The sequence below is a fragment of the Enterobacter sp. RIT418 genome (assembly GCF_003057745.1).
Classification (GTDB): Bacteria; Pseudomonadota; Gammaproteobacteria; order Enterobacterales; family Enterobacteriaceae; genus Enterobacter.
In genome coordinates this window covers 293,644-310,776 of record NZ_QBJD02000005.1, presented here as the reverse complement: position 1 = coordinate 310,776, position 17,133 = coordinate 293,644, and the positions used below count along the sequence as shown (strand labels likewise).

Genomic DNA, 17,133 nt, shown 5'->3' with positions numbered 1-17,133 from the left:
ATCGTTACCTCGATATAAATAATCGTTATACTTCCCTGCGGCGATAATCCTTCAGCTTTTTTATCGCCAACTAAAATGTTTTTCAACTCAGGAAATTATTCAGATGGATTTTACAAAAAACATTATTGCGGGTGCCATATTCGCAACGCTGTCGATGAGCGGCTTCGCAGCGGAAATGAATGCGGGCACCATTCACTTCACCGGGGAAATTATCGAGCCAAGCTGCACCATTCAGGGTGACAGCGGCACGGACAGCACCGTTCCTTTAGGCACCTTTCCTACGACGTTCTTTACCGAAGTTGGTAAAGAGTCCACGCTCGTTCCTTTTTCCATTATTCTCGCCAACTGCCCGTTAAAAAGCGACGGACTGCCCGCCATACAGCTCACCTTCAACGGCCCAACGGCGCTGACCGGTTCAAACACGCTGCTTGACGTGAGTAAAATCACCACCGCGCGCGACGAAGCGGCAACGGGCATCGGCGTCGCCGTTAGCCCGGCAGGCAAAAACGACCGCTTTATTACCATGGACGGCGCGGAAGAACAGGTCTATATCGAGCTGGCAACTCGCACCTCGGACACCATCAAAGCCGATTTTAATGCCCGGTATAAATCCTTTGCTGCTGACGTGACAGCGGGTGCGGCCGATGCCGATATGACGGTTAATATTCTCTATCGTTAACGCCGTTCACGCGTAATTTATACTTCTCGATTATCGCAATATGCCGTTTGAGGAGAATTGACAAGATAATAGTTCGGTTCATTTCCGGACTATTATCTCCTTTCTCCTTTTTATTTAAGGTTTCCCCATGCGCACATCAGTAAAAATATTATTATGCTTTCCCGTCATGGCGAGCATGTTTTGTCACGCAGCGGGCGTGCAAATTGGCCGTACGCGCATAATCTACGATGCCGCGAAAAAAGAAGTGTCCCTGCCTTTGCAGAATAATGAAAAAGAGCTGCCGTGGCTTATTCAATCCTGGACAGATACCGGTGACGGAAAAACGCGCGGGCCGTTTATTGTGACGCCACCGCTTTTTCGTCTCGACGCGCAAAAAGAGCAAAGCCTGCGCATAACGTGGAACGGCACGCCGCTTCCCACGGATAAAGAGACGCTGTTCTACCTGAACGTGCGCACCGTTCCCGCAACCAGCGCGGATGATGAAGATAAAAACGTCCTGCGCCTGATCTACAAAACGCGTCTGAAGCTGTTCTGGCGCCCGACAGGGCTTGTCGGCTCGCCGTCAGAAACCTGCCAACGCCTGCGCTTCGTCCGCCGCGCGGGTCAGCTCACCGTCATTAACGACGGCGCGTTTTACAGCGTGTTTGACTCGCTGTCCCTTGGGACAACGAAAATAGAAAAAGCGGATATGGTCGGGCCCGCGTCCAGCGTCACGCTTTCCCTCCCGGACGTCGCGGTGGGTAAAAACGTCAGCTGGCGCTGCATCACGGATTACGGCAATGCATCCGACAAATTTACCTCTCCCCTTGTGCAGGATGACTAAACCACCATGTTTACAGGACGTAACGCACGGTCATACAGCAGGGCCTTCCCGCTCAACCCGCTACTGCGCTGCCTGGGAGGCGTTATTTTCGTGGCAAGCTGCTCTCTTGAGGCACGAGAGTATCGCTTTTCCCCCTCCTCTCTGGAAGGCGACATGCTGAGCGAGCAGGAAATTGACCTTTCCCTGTTTTCAAAATCGAACGCGCAGCTTCCGGGCACCTACGCGTCAAAAGTGACGATCAATACGCGCCGTCGCGCCGATGCCAAAATCACCTACGTCAGCTCGCCAGGCGGAGCGTTGGCGCCACAGCTCACGCCAGACATGCTTCGCGCGTGGGGGATTAACGTCGATCGCTATCCCTCGCTGCTGGCGATTGCGCCCGACGAGACGCTGCCTGAACCGCTGGGCCACTATATTCCTCTGGCGTTCGCTCAGCTGGATTTCTCGACGATGACGCTGGCGCTAAGCATTCCGCAGGCCGCAGTTGGCCAGGCCAGTCCTGACTATATCGATCCGTCGCGCTGGGACGACGGCGTGCCCGTGCTATTCAGCGACTATACGCTTTCCGGCGCGGAAAACCGGAGCGACGGCAGCGACCGCACGGCTAATCGCTACCTGAACGTCCGCACTGGGGCAAACCTGCTGGGCTGGCGGGTGCGTAACTACAGCACGTGGAGCCAGTCTGACTCCGAAAGTCAGTGGGCGAACCTCAGCACCTACGTGCAGCACGACGTCGATGCACTTAAGGCGCAGTTCACCGCAGGCGAAAGCAGCACGCGGGGCGAAGTGTTTGATAGCGTGCAATATCGCGGCGTCAACCTCGCGTCCGATGAGGAGATGCTGCCCTACAGCCAGCGGGGCTTCGCGCCCGTCATTCGCGGGATTGCCAGTTCAAATGCGGAAGTTTCCGTGCGCCAGAACGGCTATCTCATCTATCAGCAGAACGTTGCGCCGGGCGCGTTTGAGATTAACGATCTTTACTCGACCACCAACAGCGGCGATCTGGAGGTCACGGTCAAAGAGGCCGACGGTACCGAGCACCGTTTTACGCAGCCCTACTCCAGCATCGCCGTTATGCAGCGCCCCGGGCACGTTAAATTTGAGATGACGGCCGGTCGCTATCGCGCCGACAGCGCCAGCAGCCAAAAGGAGCCCGAGTTCCTGCAGGGCAGCGCCATTTACGGCTTCAATAATTTCATGACCTGGTTTGGCGGGCTGACGCTCTCCCAGGATTACAATGCGGCCAATACGGGCGCAGGCGTGTCGCTCGGCCCGTTAGGATCGCTTTCGGCGGACGTCACGCTTGCACGCACTCATCTCGACAACGACAGTCAGCACACGGGTCATTCCCTGCGCGTGCTCTACACCGGAAAAATAGACGCCACCGACACCAACCTCACGCTCGGCAGCTACCGCTACTCCAGCCGCGGCTACTACAGCTTTACTGACGCCAATCAGAAAATGGACGAGCATGAGGACGATCTGCTGTTTCGATACAACAAGCGCAGCCGCATCCAGGCGAGCCTAAGCCAGACCGTCTCTGGCGTTAGTCTCTATCTCAACGGCTATCAGCAGGACTACTGGGGAACGTCGAAAACAGAGCGCAGCCTGTCGGCAGGCTTTAACACCGTTATCAGCGGCGTCAGCTACCACATGGCCTACAGCTACAGTAAAGCCGATGGGGAAGCGACCGATCGGATGGTGTCGTTCGGCCTCAGCGTCCCACTGTCAAAATGGCTACCCCGCGCCTGGAGCAGCTATAACATCAGCAATAGCCAGCACGGCTCAACGCGTCAAAATATCGGTCTTAGCGGCACGCTGCTGGACGACGAACGCCTGAGCTACTCTTTGCAGCAGAGCTACGCCAACCACGGCGAAGACGATACCAGCAGCCTCTACGGGAGCTACCGTTCGCAGTACGCCAACCTCAACGCCGGGTATTACACCGCCACCAACGGCTCTCAGCAGCTTAGTTACGGCATCAGCGGTGGGGTTGTGGCCCATCCGCACGGCGTCACGCTTTCACAGCCGCTCGGCAGCCAGTTTGCCATCGTAACGGCCAACGACGCCGCCGGGGTTCGTTTTCAAAACCAGCGTGGCGTACAGACGGACTGGCTGGGCAACGCCGTGATCCCTTCGCTGACGCCTTATCAGGCGAACACCATTCGTATCGACACCGCTACCCTGCCGGACGACGTTGACAGCAGCGATACGGCGGCCACCGTCATTCCCTCACGTAACGCCGCGGTGGTTGCCCGCTTTGATGCGCACGTGGGCTATCGGATGCTGATCGCCCTGTCGCGCCCGGGCGGACAGCGCGTACCTTTTGGCGCCGTCGCCAGCTGCGAGGCCGCGGCGACAAGCGGGATTGTGGACGATACCGGCACCGTCTATCTGGCGGGCGTCGGGGAGTCGTCACGGCTTGCGGTGCGGTGGGGCAACGCGCCCAGCCAGCAGTGTACGGCCCTCATTTCACCTCAGACAACACGGCAAAGCGTCAGCCCTAACGGTATTTATTCGGTCAGCGCGCTTTGCCAGCAGGAACCCATTCATGATGAAAAACGTTAAGAAACATGCGGCAACCTGCCTCCTCGGTGCCGCGCTAAGCCAGGCCCCGCTGGACGCCTGCCGGGCCGCAACCCTGCTAAAAAACTGCTTCAGCGTACCGCAAACCTATACCATCTCATACGATCACGCGATTTCGTCCACCGAAAACAAAGCGGGTCGCGATTACGATATTCCCGATCATCTGGTTGGAGCAGGCGGATCCGTTGAGGCAAACTGCTCCTGCCCCGGGAATCTTTTCTCCTCAAGCCGGGTCTACGAAGTCACCTACGCCGGGAGTCCGCTTAGCTCGGGAATAAACGGTTACGGCTATCTTACGGATAAAATAGACGCCGATATCACCGGCTACTCGGACGCCATTCACTCTCCGGACGGTAGCTATCTGGTCCCCATTCATATCAACCAGTACCCGACGTCGCGCGGAAATATGTCCAGCGTGCTGGAAACGGTCCTGTCGGTTCCCGTGAGTGAAGCCAGCGTCTGCAGCGCGGATACGCAGCCCGACGGGGCCAGCGAGATTAAGCGCAAGTTCCGCTGGAACGTCGTGGCGATGTTGCTCCACATCAAGAAGCCCATCCTGGGGGAAGAGGTCATTCCGCCAACGCTCATCGCCCAGAACTATGCGTGCCTTCAGTTTGGCAGCGGTTCAGCCTGCGATCCCACGCAGGCTGAACACGTTTCTGATATCTGGTTTGGCGGCACCCTTTCGGCTCCCCTCAGCTGCACCATCAACGAAGGCAGCACCATTGAGGTCGAGTTTGGCTCTATCGTCAGCAAGCAGTTCGTCAGTAAAGGGCAGCCGCCTCAGGGCTTCGCACTAAAGAACGTCGATATCGCCTACCATTGCGACGATAACGCGGTGGGCAATTCCGATCGCATAAAGCTTACCCTCTCGGCCGATCAGGGGGTCGCGGACAGCAGCGCGCCCTATATCGCAAAGCTGCTTAACCGAAACGACCTCGGGGTGCGCATTTATGATGAAAACGGCAAAAACGTCGATCTGGACGGCAGCTTCGAGTTTCCGGTCACGATGGATGAACAGGGAAATGGCGTGGTGAAAATTCAGGCCGTGCCGGTGAGCACGACGGAGGCGACGCCCGAGCCGGGCAGTTTTGAAGGGAACGTGACGGTGAAGATGGATCTTCGCTAACGCGGCTACCCTCAGGTTGAACAACCAACCTGAGGGTAGCCGCTGTGCGTCAGAAGCCGAGGCTGTCCAGCAGGTCGTCGACCTGATCCTGGCTTGCCACCACGCCCGCTTTAGACGCGTCGAGCTGCGGCCCGTTGAGCAGGCTTTCGTTCTCGCGCTTCGGACGGGCAGCCGGCTCCGGCATGTTCTCCAGCAGCACCATCAGCAGCTGGCGCTCAATCTCCTGAATCACGTCCATCATGCGCTTGATCACCTGACCGGTCAGGTCCTGGAAATCCTGCGCCATCATGATGTCCAGCAGCTGGGCGTTGGTGAAGCTGGTGTGCCCCGGCACGTCGCCGAGATACTGCCGCGTATCGGTGACCAGCTCGCGGGCGTCGGCCAGCTCGATAGGGTTTTCGAACCACGCATCCCAGCGCTTGCTCAGCGCCTTCGCGCCCTTCTCCATCGCGTCCTGGTGCGGCTGCGAGGCCTCGACGCTGTTCAGCGCGCGCTCTGCCGCCTGCGCGGTCATCTGTACCACATAGTCCAGACGGTCGCGCGCGTCGGGTATTGCTTCCGCCGCTTCGGCGATAGCCTGGTCCAGCCCCAGCTCGCGCAGGCTGTCGCGCAGCATGCGCGTCAGGCTGCCGATTCGGACGATGATGTCGGTGGGCGAATGTTCTTCAACGGGTTTCATTGCAGGTTGCATCATGACCTTCACCTCACATGCCGAGTTTCTCGAAGATTTTGCCGAGCTTCTCTTCGAGGGTCGCCGCGGTGAACGGTTTCACCACGTAGCCGCTCGCGCCCGCCTGCGCGGCCGCGATGATATTCTCTTTCTTCGCTTCCGCGGTGACCATCAGCACCGGCATCGCGGCCATGCCCGCATCGGCACGAATGGTTTTCAGCAGCTCCAGGCCGTCCATGTTCGGCATGTTCCAGTCAGAGATAACAAAGCCAAACCCGCCCGCCTGCAGCTTGTTAAGCGCGTCAACGCCGTCTTCTGCCTCTTCAACGTTGTTGAAGCCCAGCTCTTTCAGCAGGTTGCGCACGATGCGGCGCATGGTGGAAAAGTCATCCACAACCAAAAACTTAAGCTCTTTATCCGCCATCTAATTCTACTCCTGAGTCAAATACGTATTGCCTGTCCGGCACTGATTTTCGCCAGCATCTGCTGGCTTACCTGGCTAAGATCGACCACTTCGCTCACGCCACCCATATTGATGGCCTCGCGCGGCATGCCGAACACCACACAACTTGCTTCATTCTGCGCAATCGTCCAGGCCCCGGCCTGGTGCATTGCAAGCATTCCGGCGGCGCCGTCGTTGCCCATCCCCGTCAGGATCACCCCAACGGCGTTGCGCCCCGCGTGTTTCGCCACCGAATGAAACAGCACATCCACCGACGGACGGTGCCGGTTAACCGGCGGCCCGTCATGAATTCTGATTTGATAGTTAGCCCCGCTGCGCGCCAGCTCCATATGCTTATCGCCCGGCGCGATGTAGGCATGCCCCGGCAGCACGCGCTCGCCGTCTTCCGCCTCTTTCACGCTTATCTGGCACAGCTTGTTCAGGCGCTCCGCGAACGAGCGGGTAAAGCCCGGCGGCATGTGCTGGGTAATCAGAATACCCGGGCTTGAGAGCGGCAATGGCTGGAGTACATGGCGAATTGCCTCTGTTCCTCCGGTTGACGCGCCAATCACCAGCAGTTTTTCCGAGCTGAGCAGCGGCCCCGCCTTCAGGGCGGCCGGCGCGGCCATCGGCTTATGCGCCGCCAGCTTCGCCCGCGACGCGGTGCGGATCTTCTCGGCAATCATTTCGCTGTAGGCCAGCATTCCCTCGCGGATGCCGAGCTGCGGCTTGGTCACAAAGTCCACCGCCCCCAGCTCCAGCGCGCGCAGGGTAATTTCCGAGCCTTTCCCGGTCAGGGAGGAGACCATCACCACCGGCATCGGGCGCAGGCGCATCAGCTTTTCGAGGAAATCAATGCCGTCCATGCGCGGCATTTCGACATCCAGCGTCAGCACGTCGGGGTTGTATTTTTTGATTAAATCCCGCGCAACTAAGGGATCGGGCGCCGTTGCCACCATCTCCATATCGCTGTGGCTATTGATGATTTCGGTCATGATCTGGCGCATCAGCGCCGAATCATCGACCGACAATACCCTGATTTTACTCATGCTTTTTCCTTACTCAGCGCATACACCGTCTGCCCACGCAGGCTAAACTCGCGCGCGAGGTTGCTAAAGTTTTCCGAGTGCCCGGCAAACAGTAAACCGTCAGGTTTGAGCAGCGGCACAAAGCGACGCAAAATGTCCTGCTGCGTCGTTTTATCAAAATAGATCATCACGTTACGGCAAAAGATGGCGTCAAACGGGCCCGGCACGCTGTACTGCTTGTCGAGCAGGTTGAGCGAGGCAAATTCGACGCAGTTCGCCAGCTCCTGGCGCACGCGCACCAGCCCCTCATGCGGGCCGGTGCCGCGCATGAAGTAGCGCTGCAGCTGCTGGGGCGACAGCGTTTTGAGTTCGTCCTGGCGATACACGCCGCTGCGGGCTTTCTCCAGCACCTCGGTGTCGATGTCGCTGGCGTAAACCTTCCAGCGTCCCGGCGCCATGCCCAGCGTATCCGCCAGGGTGATTGCCAGCGAGTAGGGCTCTTCCCCGGTGGAGGCCGCCGCGCTCCAGACGCGATACTCCCCGGTGCGACGACGCGCGTGCTCCGCCAGGACCGGAAAGTGATGGCCCTCGCGGAAAAACGCGGTCAGGTTGGTGGTCAACGCGTTGATAAATGCCTGCCATTCGGCGCTGTTCTGGTTCGCTTCGAGCATGCTCAGGTAGCGGCCAAAATCATCCAGTCCCAGCGTACGCAAACGCCGTACCAGACGGTTGTAAACCATGTCTCGCTTATGGTCGGCAAGCACGATCCCCGCACGCTGGTAGATTAACTGACATATCCGACGAAAATGCGCGTCGGACAGCGCGAGGCGCTGTGTCATCTGCTGCAATAATGACGTTTGCCCTGAGGGCATAGGTGATGTCATAGCGCCTTCTCAATCACATTCAGGATACAACTGGCACGGCCTGCGGCCGACCAACTTCTGTTACTGCTTCGACCTGCTCTTTCACGTTAAACACGGCGACCAGTCCCGTAAGATGGTCCGCCTGATTCGCCAGCTGTCCGGTGGCGGCTGCCGCCTCCTCAACCAGCGAGGCGTTCTGCTGCGTCACCTGGTCCATCTGGCTCACCGCCTGGGCGACCTGCTCAATGCCCCGGCGCTGCTCGTCGGAGGCGGAGGCAATCTCGCCCATAATGTCGTTGACCCGGGTGACGGAGGTGACGATTTCCGTCATGGTCTGCGCGGCGGTGTCCACCAGCGCCGACCCCTGCTGTACGCGGGTGACCGACTCTTCAATCAGCCCCTTAATCTCTTTCGCCGCGTTGGCGCTGCGGCTCGCCAGGCTGCGAACTTCCCCCGCGACCACGGCAAACCCGCGCCCCTGCTCGCCCGCCCGCGCGGCCTCAACCGCGGCGTTGAGCGCCAGAATGTTGGTCTGGAAGGCGATCCCGTCAATTACGCTGATAATGTCGCCAATTTTCTGCGAGCTGGCGGCAATCGCCTGCATGGTGCTGGCCACGTGCGACGCCTGGTCGCCGCCCTTCTTCGCCGTCAGCGCCGCCTGCTTCGACAGGTCCGACGCCTGACGCGCGTTGTCGGCGTTCTGGCTCACCGTCGCGGTAAGCTGCTCCATGCTGGCCGCCGTCTGCGCCAGCGATGCCGCCTGCTGCTCGGTGCGCGAAGAAAGGTCGTTATTGCCCGCCGCAATCTCGGAAATGCCGGTGTGCATCGCGTAGCTGCCCTGACGCACGTTGCTGACCGTCTCGCGCAGCGCGCCCTGCATCGCCTTCAGGCTGGCAAAAATGGCGGAAATCTCGTTCTTGCCGTACACCGCCACCGGGCGCGCCAGGTTGCCCTTCGCAATGCTGTCAAAGTGGCTGCTGATAATCGCCAGCGGTTGCACAATCATCCGGCGCGACCAGAGCAGCGCGCCGCCGGTCAGCAGCGCGGCAAGGATCACCATCACGGCGAACACCACGCCCGACATGCGGTAGCTTTTGCGGCTGTCGTCACCCGCGCGCTGGACGAACTGGTTAATGTCCTGCTGCCAGGCGTCTAAACTGCCGTCAAACGCGGCCTGAGAGTCCTGCACCGGCGCGGTCAGAAAATCAGAAAGCTGGTTGTTCTCAAGCCAGGTGGCCTGATGCTCCAGATCCGTGTGCCACCGGGCATAGTTTTTCTCCATGGCGGCCTTTAGCGCCTTCCCTTTTTCACTCACCGCCTCCTGCGCGATAAACGCCTTAAACTGCGCGTCGGCCTGCTTCAGGCTGGTACGCGCCGTCGCCATCAGCCCCTTGATGTCGTCCGGCGGATAGCTCAGCGCGGTTAACGTCCCCGCCTTGTTCAGCGCGGTGCTTGCCTGCAGCAGCACGGCGCGCGTTTGCGCCAGCGCGGAGCGCTGCTGATTACTCGCCTCGACTTCCCGTAAGTTCTGATAACCATCGCGAAACGCCCAAAAAGACAACCCGTTACTGCCAACCTGCAATACCCCACACATAATCAGAATCAAAAACAGTGTGGTCGAGATACGAATACGATTTAACATCCACGCTCCCATCAAGCGGCAGCCGCCGCGGTTTAACAGTCAGTCAAAATGTTTCCCAGTTTTCTTCTTGTCCGGTCGCGGCATGGCGGGGGCCCGCTGCCGCTGGTGCGGAGGCCGGTTCGCGATACGCCGCCTGCGCGCTGGCCGCGTTAACGGTGGAGGTCAGGCGGAAGGCCGAGACGGCCTGCCTGAGCAGGCTCGCCTGTTCTTCCAGCGCGGCCGCCGCCGTCGCGGATTCCTGCACCAGCGCGGCGTTTTGCTGCGTCACGCGGTCCATTTCCGATACCGCCAGCGCGACCTGGTCGATACCCCGGCTCTGCTCGTCCGACGCAGAGGCGATTTCCCCCATGATGTCCGTCACCCGGGTCACGGCATTCACGATGTCATTCATGGTTTCGCCCGCGCTTTCCACCAGCACCGAGCCGGTATCCACGCGCGAGACGGAGTCTTCAATCAGCGCTTTAATTTCTTTCGCCGCGTTGGCGCTGCGGCTGGCGAGATTGCGCACTTCCCCCGCCACCACCGCAAAACCGCGCCCCTGCTCGCCCGCGCGCGCCGCTTCCACGGCAGCGTTGAGCGCGAGGATGTTGGTCTGGAAGGCGATGCCGTCAATGACGCTGATGATGTCGGCAATTTTCTTCGAGCTGTCGGCAATGTCGTGCATGGTTTTCACCACGCCGTCCACTACGCGTCCGCCGCGCTGCGCCGTGTCGGAGGCGCTTTCGGCAAGCTTAGAGGCCTGACGCGCGTTATCCGCATTCTGCTTCACCGTCGCGGTGAGCTGTTCCATGCTCGCCGCGGTCTCTTCGAGGGCGGAGGCCTGCTGCTCGGTGCGTGAAGAGAGGTCGTTGTTGCCCATCGCAATTTCGCTGGTGCCGGTGTAGATGGCGTCCGACCCGCTGCGCACGTTAGAGACGGTTTCCACCAGCGCGCGCTGCATATGATCGACGCTGCCGGCAAGCTCGGTAATTTCGTTGCGCCCGGACACCGCCAGCGTTTTGGTCAGGTCACCGCTGGCAATGTCGCGAATATGGGCAATGACGCGCCCCAGCGGGTTAAGCAGGATATGGCGAATGCCGTACCACACGCCCAGCAGCACGACGGCGAGGGCAATGGCCATCACCGCCATCTGCCATTTGGCGAAGCGATAGTCGTTCTGGCTTTGCGAAAAGGCGCTGTGGTAAAGCTGGCTGCTGGCGTTGGCGTACTCGCCCAGCGCCGCGCCGAGAGCGTTTTGCATTCCCTGCGTGGGCTGTGCGAAATAGCCGTCCATATTCCCACTCTCCAGGAACTGGATAAGCTCCGTCAGCCCGGCAAAGTAGGCGTTGTATTTTTCATCTATGCTGGCGCTCACCTGCGCCATGGCGGGCTGCGGAGCAATTTTTTTGAAGGCGTCGTAGTGTTTCGCGGCGTCGGCGAGCGTGGCGCGCGCGTTTTTCAGCAGATCGGTTTTGGCGCTGCTCTGCTGGTTCGCCGGGTCCATCATCATCCGCGCGGAGGAGCGGCTGAGGTTGATGCGCGTTTGCAGCAACAGGTCCCAGGTCGAGGTGAGTTCGCCCTGCTGCAGGCGCAGGTCGTTAGACGCGGCAAAGCTATCCTGATTCTGCTTAAGAGACGAGAAAAACAGCCCGCCGGAAATGAGCTGAAGAAGTGCGAAAATGACCAGCACCATCATCAGCAGGGTGACAACGCGTATACGGTTCAACATACAACACCTTCTTATAGGTTTATTAACGGTATTATCGGCACAGGCCACAGGAACTTTACATTTGCGAAAGGGAAAAGCGCGGGGTCAGAAGGCGACGTCAACGATCAGCGTGTCGCTGTAGGTTCCGGCAGGAGGGGTTGTCTGGCCGGTCAGCACTTTGGCGGTATAGTTGTAGGTGCGCAGCAGCCCGTCGGTGCTGACCTGCGACGAGGTGGCGCTGGTCCAGCGCTCCGCCCCGCTGCCGCCCCAGCGGTTGGTCGTGGCTTCTTTATAGATGTCGTAGCTCATCGCATTGCTGCCGCTCACCATGCGCCGCACGTTGTTCAGCGCGTTCGCGCCGTTGTTGATGCCGATGGTGTAGGTGCTGCCCTTGGTGCAGGTCACGGCAATCGCCTGCGAGACGGTAGGAAAGTTTTGCACCAGCGGCGCGCTGTTGAAGTTGATGTCCGGGGTAGTCATCGCGCTACAGTCGTTGGTTACGGTCAGATTGAGCAGGATGGTGGTGGTCGCCGTGCCGGTTTGCGGCGTCAGGCACAGCCCCGCCGCGCCCACCGCGCAGACGTTATAGTTGATGTTGAAGGTAAGCAGCACCTGATACGGCCCGGCGGTGACGTTTTGCCCGGCGACGGTCCTGAAGTAGAGCGGGATGTTGTACTGCTTTGAGCCGAGCAGCCCCAGCAGCGTGCTGCCGCCCCAGGTATAGGTCTTGCTGATTTGCACCTCGCTGCTGCTCGCGCAGCCGGAGAGGCCGCACAGCCGGGTGGGAATGACGTCAGGAACGGTGGCGTTATCGGTGCGCTTCATCGTGGCGCGGCCGTTGGCCGACACCGACGCCGCCGTGTAGGTGAGCGTGATGGAATCGTTGGTCAGCAGGTTGAGCACCGTATCGCAGGCCACCACCAGGGTGCCGGTGGTTTCCACCTCGCCGGTACCGCTCAGCGCAAAGGAGGTCACGCTGCCAAACGACGCGTTGACCGTGCTGACAGTGCAGGCGGCCCAGCTTCCGCCGGAGGCCAGCAGAAGCACCAGCAGCAGCAGCAGGCGCCTCACGGGGCCTCCCGGCAGGTCAGCGGCCCGTAGGTTTGCAGCTTGTGCTCGGGGTTGGCCCCCACCGTCAGCGTCGCCTTGCACCGTTTCCCCTTCGGCGTGGCGATCTCCAGCGCGTTGACGTCGCTAAGGTTTTCCAGCCAGGCGATGCCGTCGTAGCCTACCACCGCGCTGGGGCGCGAGGCGCGACGCACCTGGCTGCCAACGGGGATCGCTTCGCCGTTCGCGTCATGCAGGATCACGCTGGCCACCCGCTCCTGCTCCATCGGGAAGTCCACCAGGTAGCCACTGTGGCGGCGGATAGCCACGCGCCGCTCGGTCTCTTTCAGCCGCGTGTCCGCGGGAAGATCCAGCGTATTAATGCTGTAGCTTGCCGGATAATAGGCCGATACGCCGCTGACCAGCAGGTAGCCGTTGCGGTTAGTTTTACCCACCGGCTGGTTTTCATAGCTCACCGGCACGTCCGGATGGCCGTCGGTGCTGATCACCACGAAGGCATCGTTGATTTTGTTGGCGGCAAACATTTCGCCGTCCATGAGAACCAGGGAGCCCATCGCCTCGCCCCACCAGGTCATCATGCCCTGCTCGCCGTAACCGCCGCCCTGTAGCTCAACGTTGTTGTTGCGCCAGCCCAGCGTCCCCTGCTGGTAGTTGCTGGCGCGCGACTGGTTGGCCCACGCCATGTTCCAGCTAAAGCCGCCGTCGGACGGCATGGCGTGGTTATAGTTGATACGCTGGGTGTTGCCCGCGCTGGGGGTATTCTCAACGGTCACGGCGGCGCTGTCGCGCTCGCCAAACGGCACCTGAATAGAGAGCGCGACGGTCCAGTCGCCGCGCTGCTGGTCGCGGCTGCCGGCCACGTAAATATTGCTGGCCCCCCACAGGCTGCGGCTCCAGGAGAGGTTAAGCAGCTCGGTTTTCTGATTGTCGAAGCTTTCGACGCCGATCCAGGCCGCGCCGATGTTTCCGTACTGTCCGAGGTTAAAGGTTAGTGAATACTGATCGGTGTTGCGGCTCAGGCTGGCGATCGGGTCGTTGTTTTCATCATAGATCGTTGGCTGATCGTACAGCGCGAGGTTGCCAAACCCGCGGTCGCGCCGGCTGTGCTGGGTGGCGAGGCTAAAGGCGCTGGTGCTGTACTGATAGCCCCAGTTGACCTGGCCGCCGTCGTCTCCGCGCATCCGGCTGCGGGTGTAGGATGAATTGACGACGCCAAAGTGGCCAAGCTTTACGACGCCGCCCGCGCCGCCGAGCGCCAGCTCCTCCGCCGCTTCGCTGTGCCCTTCCAGCGTTAGCCAGTCCGTCAGCCCGTAGCGATACGACCCGCTCGCCGCCGCCGGGCCGTAGTCGAAATTGTCTATGCCGTAGTTTCGCCGCAGGCTCCCAAGGGTAACGGCCCCGTCGCTCAGCCCCGCCTTCAGCAGATCGCTGGTGACGTAAAACGGCAGCGTGGTGCTGACCTGACGGCCCAGCGCGTCGGTGGTGACCAGGACGGCGTCGCCCGCGCCGTTGATGTAAGGCAGGTTGGTCAGCGTAAACGGCCCCGGCTGAAGCTGCGTTGAGCCGGAGCGGTAGCCGTTGATAAACAGATCGACCGACGTCGGCACCGCCGCGTCACCGGAAAACTCCGGCAGCGGCCAGGTCACCAGATCCGGTCGCAGGGAGAAATCGCGCCCGTAGCTGATGCCGCCCATGCGCACGCTGGAGCTCCAGCTTAGCGCATCGCTGATCACGTCCCCCGCGCTCCAGGTCACGGCATCGTCTTCGTTGGTGATCAGCAGCGTGGTGTCGTAACGTACGTACCCCTCCTGCTGCCCCTGGCTGCCGGTAAAGTTTTGACGCACGTAGCCGGTTGAGGAGAGCGAGCCGCTTTCGTTGAAGTAGCGAAACTCATGCCACAGGGACGCCTGTCCGCCGACGTGCTCGGTATGGTTGGTATAGAAATCGTAATTTAGCAGCGCCCCGGTGCCGAAGTGGGGCTTACTTTGGGCGGTTTGTCCGTTAAAGGAGGTCACGCGGGAGGCCACCCAGTCGCGGGGGACGGTCAACAGCAGGCGCTGCGCGGTGCTGTCATACTCCACCCGCACGGGCGATAGCGTGGAAAGATTGACCTCTCCGGCAGGAATATGCTCCGGCGGCAGCCCGGCGCGCAGCAGGTCGGCGCTGGAGATAAAGAATGCGCCGTCGCGCTGCGTAACGGGCACCACCAGGCCCGTATCGTAGTGGTTCAGCACGATGCCGAGCTGGAAAACGGCCTCGCCGTTCATCGCCTGCGCGCCCGGCGGCGGCGGTAAGCTGTCGTCGCCGCTTTCGGCCCAGGCACTCGTACTGACGCAGAGCAGGATCATCATCGCCGGCTTCAGTTGACGGGGGGCGACTGCCATAGCGTATCCCTGGCATTAATTTGCGCACTCAGCTGGCTGGGCTGGCGGATCCCGGCGGGTATCGGCCAGCGGCGGGTGCTGTCCGGCAGGACATAGCCGAGCAGCCCCTCGGCCACCGTGCGCGTCTGCCCGTTCTGCGTGAGCGACACCTGGCTCAGCTTAACGTGGACATCCCCCTGGTTGCGGACCTCCAGCACCGGATGACCGTCCTCCTGCGCCACCCGCCAGCTCAGATTTCGGGTTTCCACCAGCGCGTGGTGCGCCCCCTCTTTTAGGGTTTCGATCCCCTGCCCGTACGCGAACAGCGGAATGGAGTAGCGCATCTGGAGCTTGAGGCCAATAGCGGGCTCGGCCGTGGACGCGGGCTGGGGGATCTCATCCACGATAATGCGGTAGGCCTGTTCAACGCCGGGCGCAACGTTGCCCTGCTTGATCAGCCGGATAAGCTGCTTGGCCCCTTTATCGATGGTGACGATCGGCGGGCTGGCCACCACCTCCTGCTGGGCGGCGTAGCGCTCGAAGCCATTTTCCTGGCGCCAGCGCACGATGCGCACCTGCATCGTCGTGGCGGCGTTGCCCTGGTTCTGGATCCACAGCTCCGTGGCCCGAGTGTCCGGCGCGAGCCAGGGATCGATGGGCCACAGGAGGATCGTCGCGGCGGCGTGCGCATAGCCCGTCGCCCCTAGCGCGCCTATCAGGCAGACGGATGTGAAGGATGGCTTCATGAACGTTCTCCCTTAATCACCATGACAAGGTCACGGTGAGCTGATCTGAATACGTGCCTGCGGGGCTAAACCCCGTCAGGAGCGCGACGCCAAACAGCGGCAGCGCAATATTGTTGCTGTTGGTATAGGTCACGGCCACCGGCTGGTTGACCCCGATTTCGCTGTTCGCCGCCAGCGAGCTATTGCTGTAAAGCCGATACCCCACCACGCTGGTTCCGCCCGCTATCTGCATACGCCGCACGGAGGAGTAATACTTCCCGCCGTCAATGCTCATGCTAAGCGCCACGCCCGGCGTGCAGGCAATCGACAGCGCGCCGTTGGGCACAAAGCTGGTGCTGACGGGCGCGCTTTCCACGCCCGTATGCGTGCCAAAGTTAAGCGTGCCTAAAATTCCCCCGGTTCCGGCCGTGACCGAGCAGCCCGGAACGATCGTCGCGCTGACCTTAAACGACTGCGACGTCACCGCTCCGGCCGGAGGCATCATCACGATTGCCGCCGCCAGGAGAAAAAAAGGGTGTACGCGTCCCTCCGCGCCGCGGCGCAGACCTGCAAAAAGTGCCTTCATGGCAGGCGCGGGACTAGTAGTTCACGCTAACGTTGATGGTGTCGGTGTAGGTCCCCGGTAAAACGCTGACGCTGTTGCCGCCGCCCGTTATACGCCCGTAAAGGGTATAGCTATCGACGCCGTTGGCCGTAGAGGCGATCGGCAGCGCCGCGTTATTGGCAACAACGTTGTTAAAACCGCTGTCGCTATAGAGGCTATACGCCACGCCGCGGGTGGTGCTGGTCGTATTGATCAGATAGCGTGCCGGCGTCCCCGGCGTTCCCGCGACAGTGCCGGGCGCGGTGGTGTTGGTGTTGCCGGTAACCGCGACCGTGTAGCTGGCGGTGGTACACTGGATCGTAAAGGTATTACCGCCGCTGGCCCCGGTGAGCTGGGTCGTCAGCGTGGAGAAGGTTGCGGGATGGGTGCCAAAGTCCAGGGTCCCGAAGTTGATGCCGTTTTGCGACGGCGAGCCGTTAATCAGGCAGCCGTTCGTCAGCGTCAGCGTGACGCCGATAGAGCCGCTGCTGGTGACCGCCTGCGCCTGCATCGCCAGGCCGCCGGACAGCAGAGCGCCAGCGCAAATCAAAAGACGTTGTCGTTTCATTTACCACCCTCCAGAAGAAGTTTCCGTTCGCTTTCCACATTTTATTTATACTGCTCAATATGTTAGCCCCGCTTAACTCTCCTTCGAGGGGGTTATGGAGAATTTAGTTTATGGAGATGACTTCAACCACTTCCCACGCTTGCCCTACAACTTTCACCGTATTGACGCCAAAATTTGATTTAAATCAAATAATTAACCTCTTAAACCGGCATGTTTACCTTGCAGGCGCAGACGATATATCTCATGAAACGTGATA

15 protein-coding genes are annotated in these 17,133 nt (G+C 60.5%); 4 read left to right on the top strand and 11 right to left on the bottom strand.

Annotation, left to right across the window (positions count from 1 at the left end; genetic code table 11):
- Positions 1-103 precede the first annotated feature (103 nt).
- The 4 genes from DBY73_RS08375 to DBY73_RS08360 all read left to right on the top strand — a co-directional run bounded on the left by DBY73_RS08375 (position 104) and on the right by DBY73_RS08360 (position 5,217).
- Entirely contained in the window at positions 104-679 is a 576-nt protein-coding gene (locus tag DBY73_RS08375) for a fimbrial protein (RefSeq protein WP_112010709.1), read from the top strand.
- 127 nt (positions 680-806) lie between these two features.
- Positions 807-1,502, top strand: coding sequence for a molecular chaperone (locus DBY73_RS08370; protein WP_112010708.1), 696 nt, complete (start codon positions 807-809; stop codon positions 1,500-1,502).
- Between the two features lie 6 nt (positions 1,503-1,508).
- Positions 1,509-4,070, top strand: coding sequence for a fimbria/pilus outer membrane usher protein (locus DBY73_RS08365; RefSeq protein ID WP_112010707.1), 2,562 nt, complete (start codon positions 1,509-1,511; stop codon positions 4,068-4,070).
- The gene (locus DBY73_RS08360; protein WP_258458408.1) at positions 4,054-5,217 is read left to right on the top strand and encodes a fimbrial protein; all 1,164 of its coding nucleotides are present in this window, start codon (positions 4,054-4,056) and stop codon (positions 5,215-5,217) included. Before DBY73_RS08365 ends, DBY73_RS08360 begins: the two co-directional genes overlap by 17 nt.
- A gap of 49 nt (positions 5,218-5,266) precedes the next feature.
- Here the strand turns inward: DBY73_RS08360 and cheZ are convergent, their stop codons facing one another.
- The 11 genes from cheZ to DBY73_RS08305 all read right to left on the bottom strand — a co-directional run bounded on the left by cheZ (position 5,267) and on the right by DBY73_RS08305 (position 16,877).
- Positions 5,267-5,911: a protein phosphatase CheZ gene (cheZ, locus tag DBY73_RS08355; RefSeq protein WP_112010706.1), complete on the bottom strand. Its 645-nt coding sequence runs from the start codon at positions 5,909-5,911 to the stop codon at positions 5,267-5,269.
- Positions 5,912-5,921: 10 nt separating this feature from the next.
- Positions 5,922-6,311: a chemotaxis response regulator CheY gene (cheY, locus tag DBY73_RS08350; protein WP_112010705.1), complete on the bottom strand. Its 390-nt coding sequence runs from the start codon at positions 6,309-6,311 to the stop codon at positions 5,922-5,924.
- A 17-nt stretch (positions 6,312-6,328) separates the two neighbouring features.
- The gene (locus DBY73_RS08345) at positions 6,329-7,378 is read right to left on the bottom strand and encodes a chemotaxis response regulator protein-glutamate methylesterase (RefSeq protein ID WP_112010704.1); all 1,050 of its coding nucleotides are present in this window, start codon (positions 7,376-7,378) and stop codon (positions 6,329-6,331) included.
- Positions 7,375-8,241, bottom strand: coding sequence for a protein-glutamate O-methyltransferase CheR (gene cheR, locus DBY73_RS08340; RefSeq protein WP_112010703.1), 867 nt, complete (start codon positions 8,239-8,241; stop codon positions 7,375-7,377). Before cheR ends, DBY73_RS08345 begins: the two co-directional genes overlap by 4 nt.
- Positions 8,242-8,260: 19 nt before the next feature.
- Positions 8,261-9,862: a methyl-accepting chemotaxis protein IV gene (tap, locus tag DBY73_RS08335; protein WP_112010702.1), complete on the bottom strand. Its 1,602-nt coding sequence runs from the start codon at positions 9,860-9,862 to the stop codon at positions 8,261-8,263.
- Between the two features lie 43 nt (positions 9,863-9,905).
- Entirely contained in the window at positions 9,906-11,570 is a 1,665-nt protein-coding gene (tar, locus tag DBY73_RS08330; RefSeq protein WP_112010701.1) for a methyl-accepting chemotaxis protein II, read from the bottom strand.
- 84 nt (positions 11,571-11,654) lie between these two features.
- Positions 11,655-12,620: a spore coat U domain-containing protein gene (locus tag DBY73_RS08325; protein ID WP_112010700.1), complete on the bottom strand. Its 966-nt coding sequence runs from the start codon at positions 12,618-12,620 to the stop codon at positions 11,655-11,657.
- Positions 12,617-15,001, bottom strand: a complete 2,385-nt coding sequence (locus DBY73_RS08320; protein WP_112010699.1) for a fimbria/pilus outer membrane usher protein — start codon at positions 14,999-15,001, stop codon at positions 12,617-12,619. The genes DBY73_RS08325 and DBY73_RS08320 overlap by 4 nt, the downstream gene beginning before the upstream one ends.
- Positions 14,977-15,726: a molecular chaperone gene (locus tag DBY73_RS08315; protein WP_112010698.1), complete on the bottom strand. Its 750-nt coding sequence runs from the start codon at positions 15,724-15,726 to the stop codon at positions 14,977-14,979. Before DBY73_RS08315 ends, DBY73_RS08320 begins: the two co-directional genes overlap by 25 nt.
- A gap of 16 nt (positions 15,727-15,742) precedes the next feature.
- Positions 15,743-16,291 (bottom strand): spore coat U domain-containing protein, encoded by a 549-nt coding sequence (locus DBY73_RS08310; protein WP_112010697.1) that lies wholly within the window; start codon positions 16,289-16,291, stop codon positions 15,743-15,745.
- Between the two features lie 13 nt (positions 16,292-16,304).
- The gene (locus DBY73_RS08305) at positions 16,305-16,877 is read right to left on the bottom strand and encodes a spore coat protein U domain-containing protein (RefSeq protein WP_112010696.1); all 573 of its coding nucleotides are present in this window, start codon (positions 16,875-16,877) and stop codon (positions 16,305-16,307) included.
- Between the last annotated feature and the right edge of the window lie 256 nt (positions 16,878-17,133).

Coding starts and splice junctions, on each gene's coding strand:
- DBY73_RS08315 (WP_112010698.1), bottom strand. CDS start 15,726: ATGAAGCCATCCTTCACATCCGTCTGCCTGATAGGCGCGCTAGGGGCG.
- DBY73_RS08345 (WP_112010704.1), bottom strand. CDS start 7,378: ATGAGTAAAATCAGGGTATTGTCGGTCGATGATTCGGCGCTGATGCGC.
- DBY73_RS08305 (WP_112010696.1), bottom strand. CDS start 16,877: ATGAAACGACAACGTCTTTTGATTTGCGCTGGCGCTCTGCTGTCCGGC.
- DBY73_RS08375 (WP_112010709.1), top strand. CDS start 104: ATGGATTTTACAAAAAACATTATTGCGGGTGCCATATTCGCAACGCTG.
- DBY73_RS08360 (WP_258458408.1), top strand. CDS start 4,054: ATGATGAAAAACGTTAAGAAACATGCGGCAACCTGCCTCCTCGGTGCC.
- DBY73_RS08320 (WP_112010699.1), bottom strand. CDS start 15,001: ATGGCAGTCGCCCCCCGTCAACTGAAGCCGGCGATGATGATCCTGCTC.
- cheR (WP_112010703.1), bottom strand. CDS start 8,241: ATGACATCACCTATGCCCTCAGGGCAAACGTCATTATTGCAGCAGATG.
- tar (WP_112010701.1), bottom strand. CDS start 11,570: ATGTTGAACCGTATACGCGTTGTCACCCTGCTGATGATGGTGCTGGTC.
- tap (WP_112010702.1), bottom strand. CDS start 9,862: ATGTTAAATCGTATTCGTATCTCGACCACACTGTTTTTGATTCTGATT.
- DBY73_RS08370 (WP_112010708.1), top strand. CDS start 807: ATGCGCACATCAGTAAAAATATTATTATGCTTTCCCGTCATGGCGAGC.
- cheZ (WP_112010706.1), bottom strand. CDS start 5,911: ATGATGCAACCTGCAATGAAACCCGTTGAAGAACATTCGCCCACCGAC.
- cheY (WP_112010705.1), bottom strand. CDS start 6,311: ATGGCGGATAAAGAGCTTAAGTTTTTGGTTGTGGATGACTTTTCCACC.
- DBY73_RS08310 (WP_112010697.1), bottom strand. CDS start 16,291: ATGAAGGCACTTTTTGCAGGTCTGCGCCGCGGCGCGGAGGGACGCGTA.
- DBY73_RS08365 (WP_112010707.1), top strand. CDS start 1,509: ATGTTTACAGGACGTAACGCACGGTCATACAGCAGGGCCTTCCCGCTC.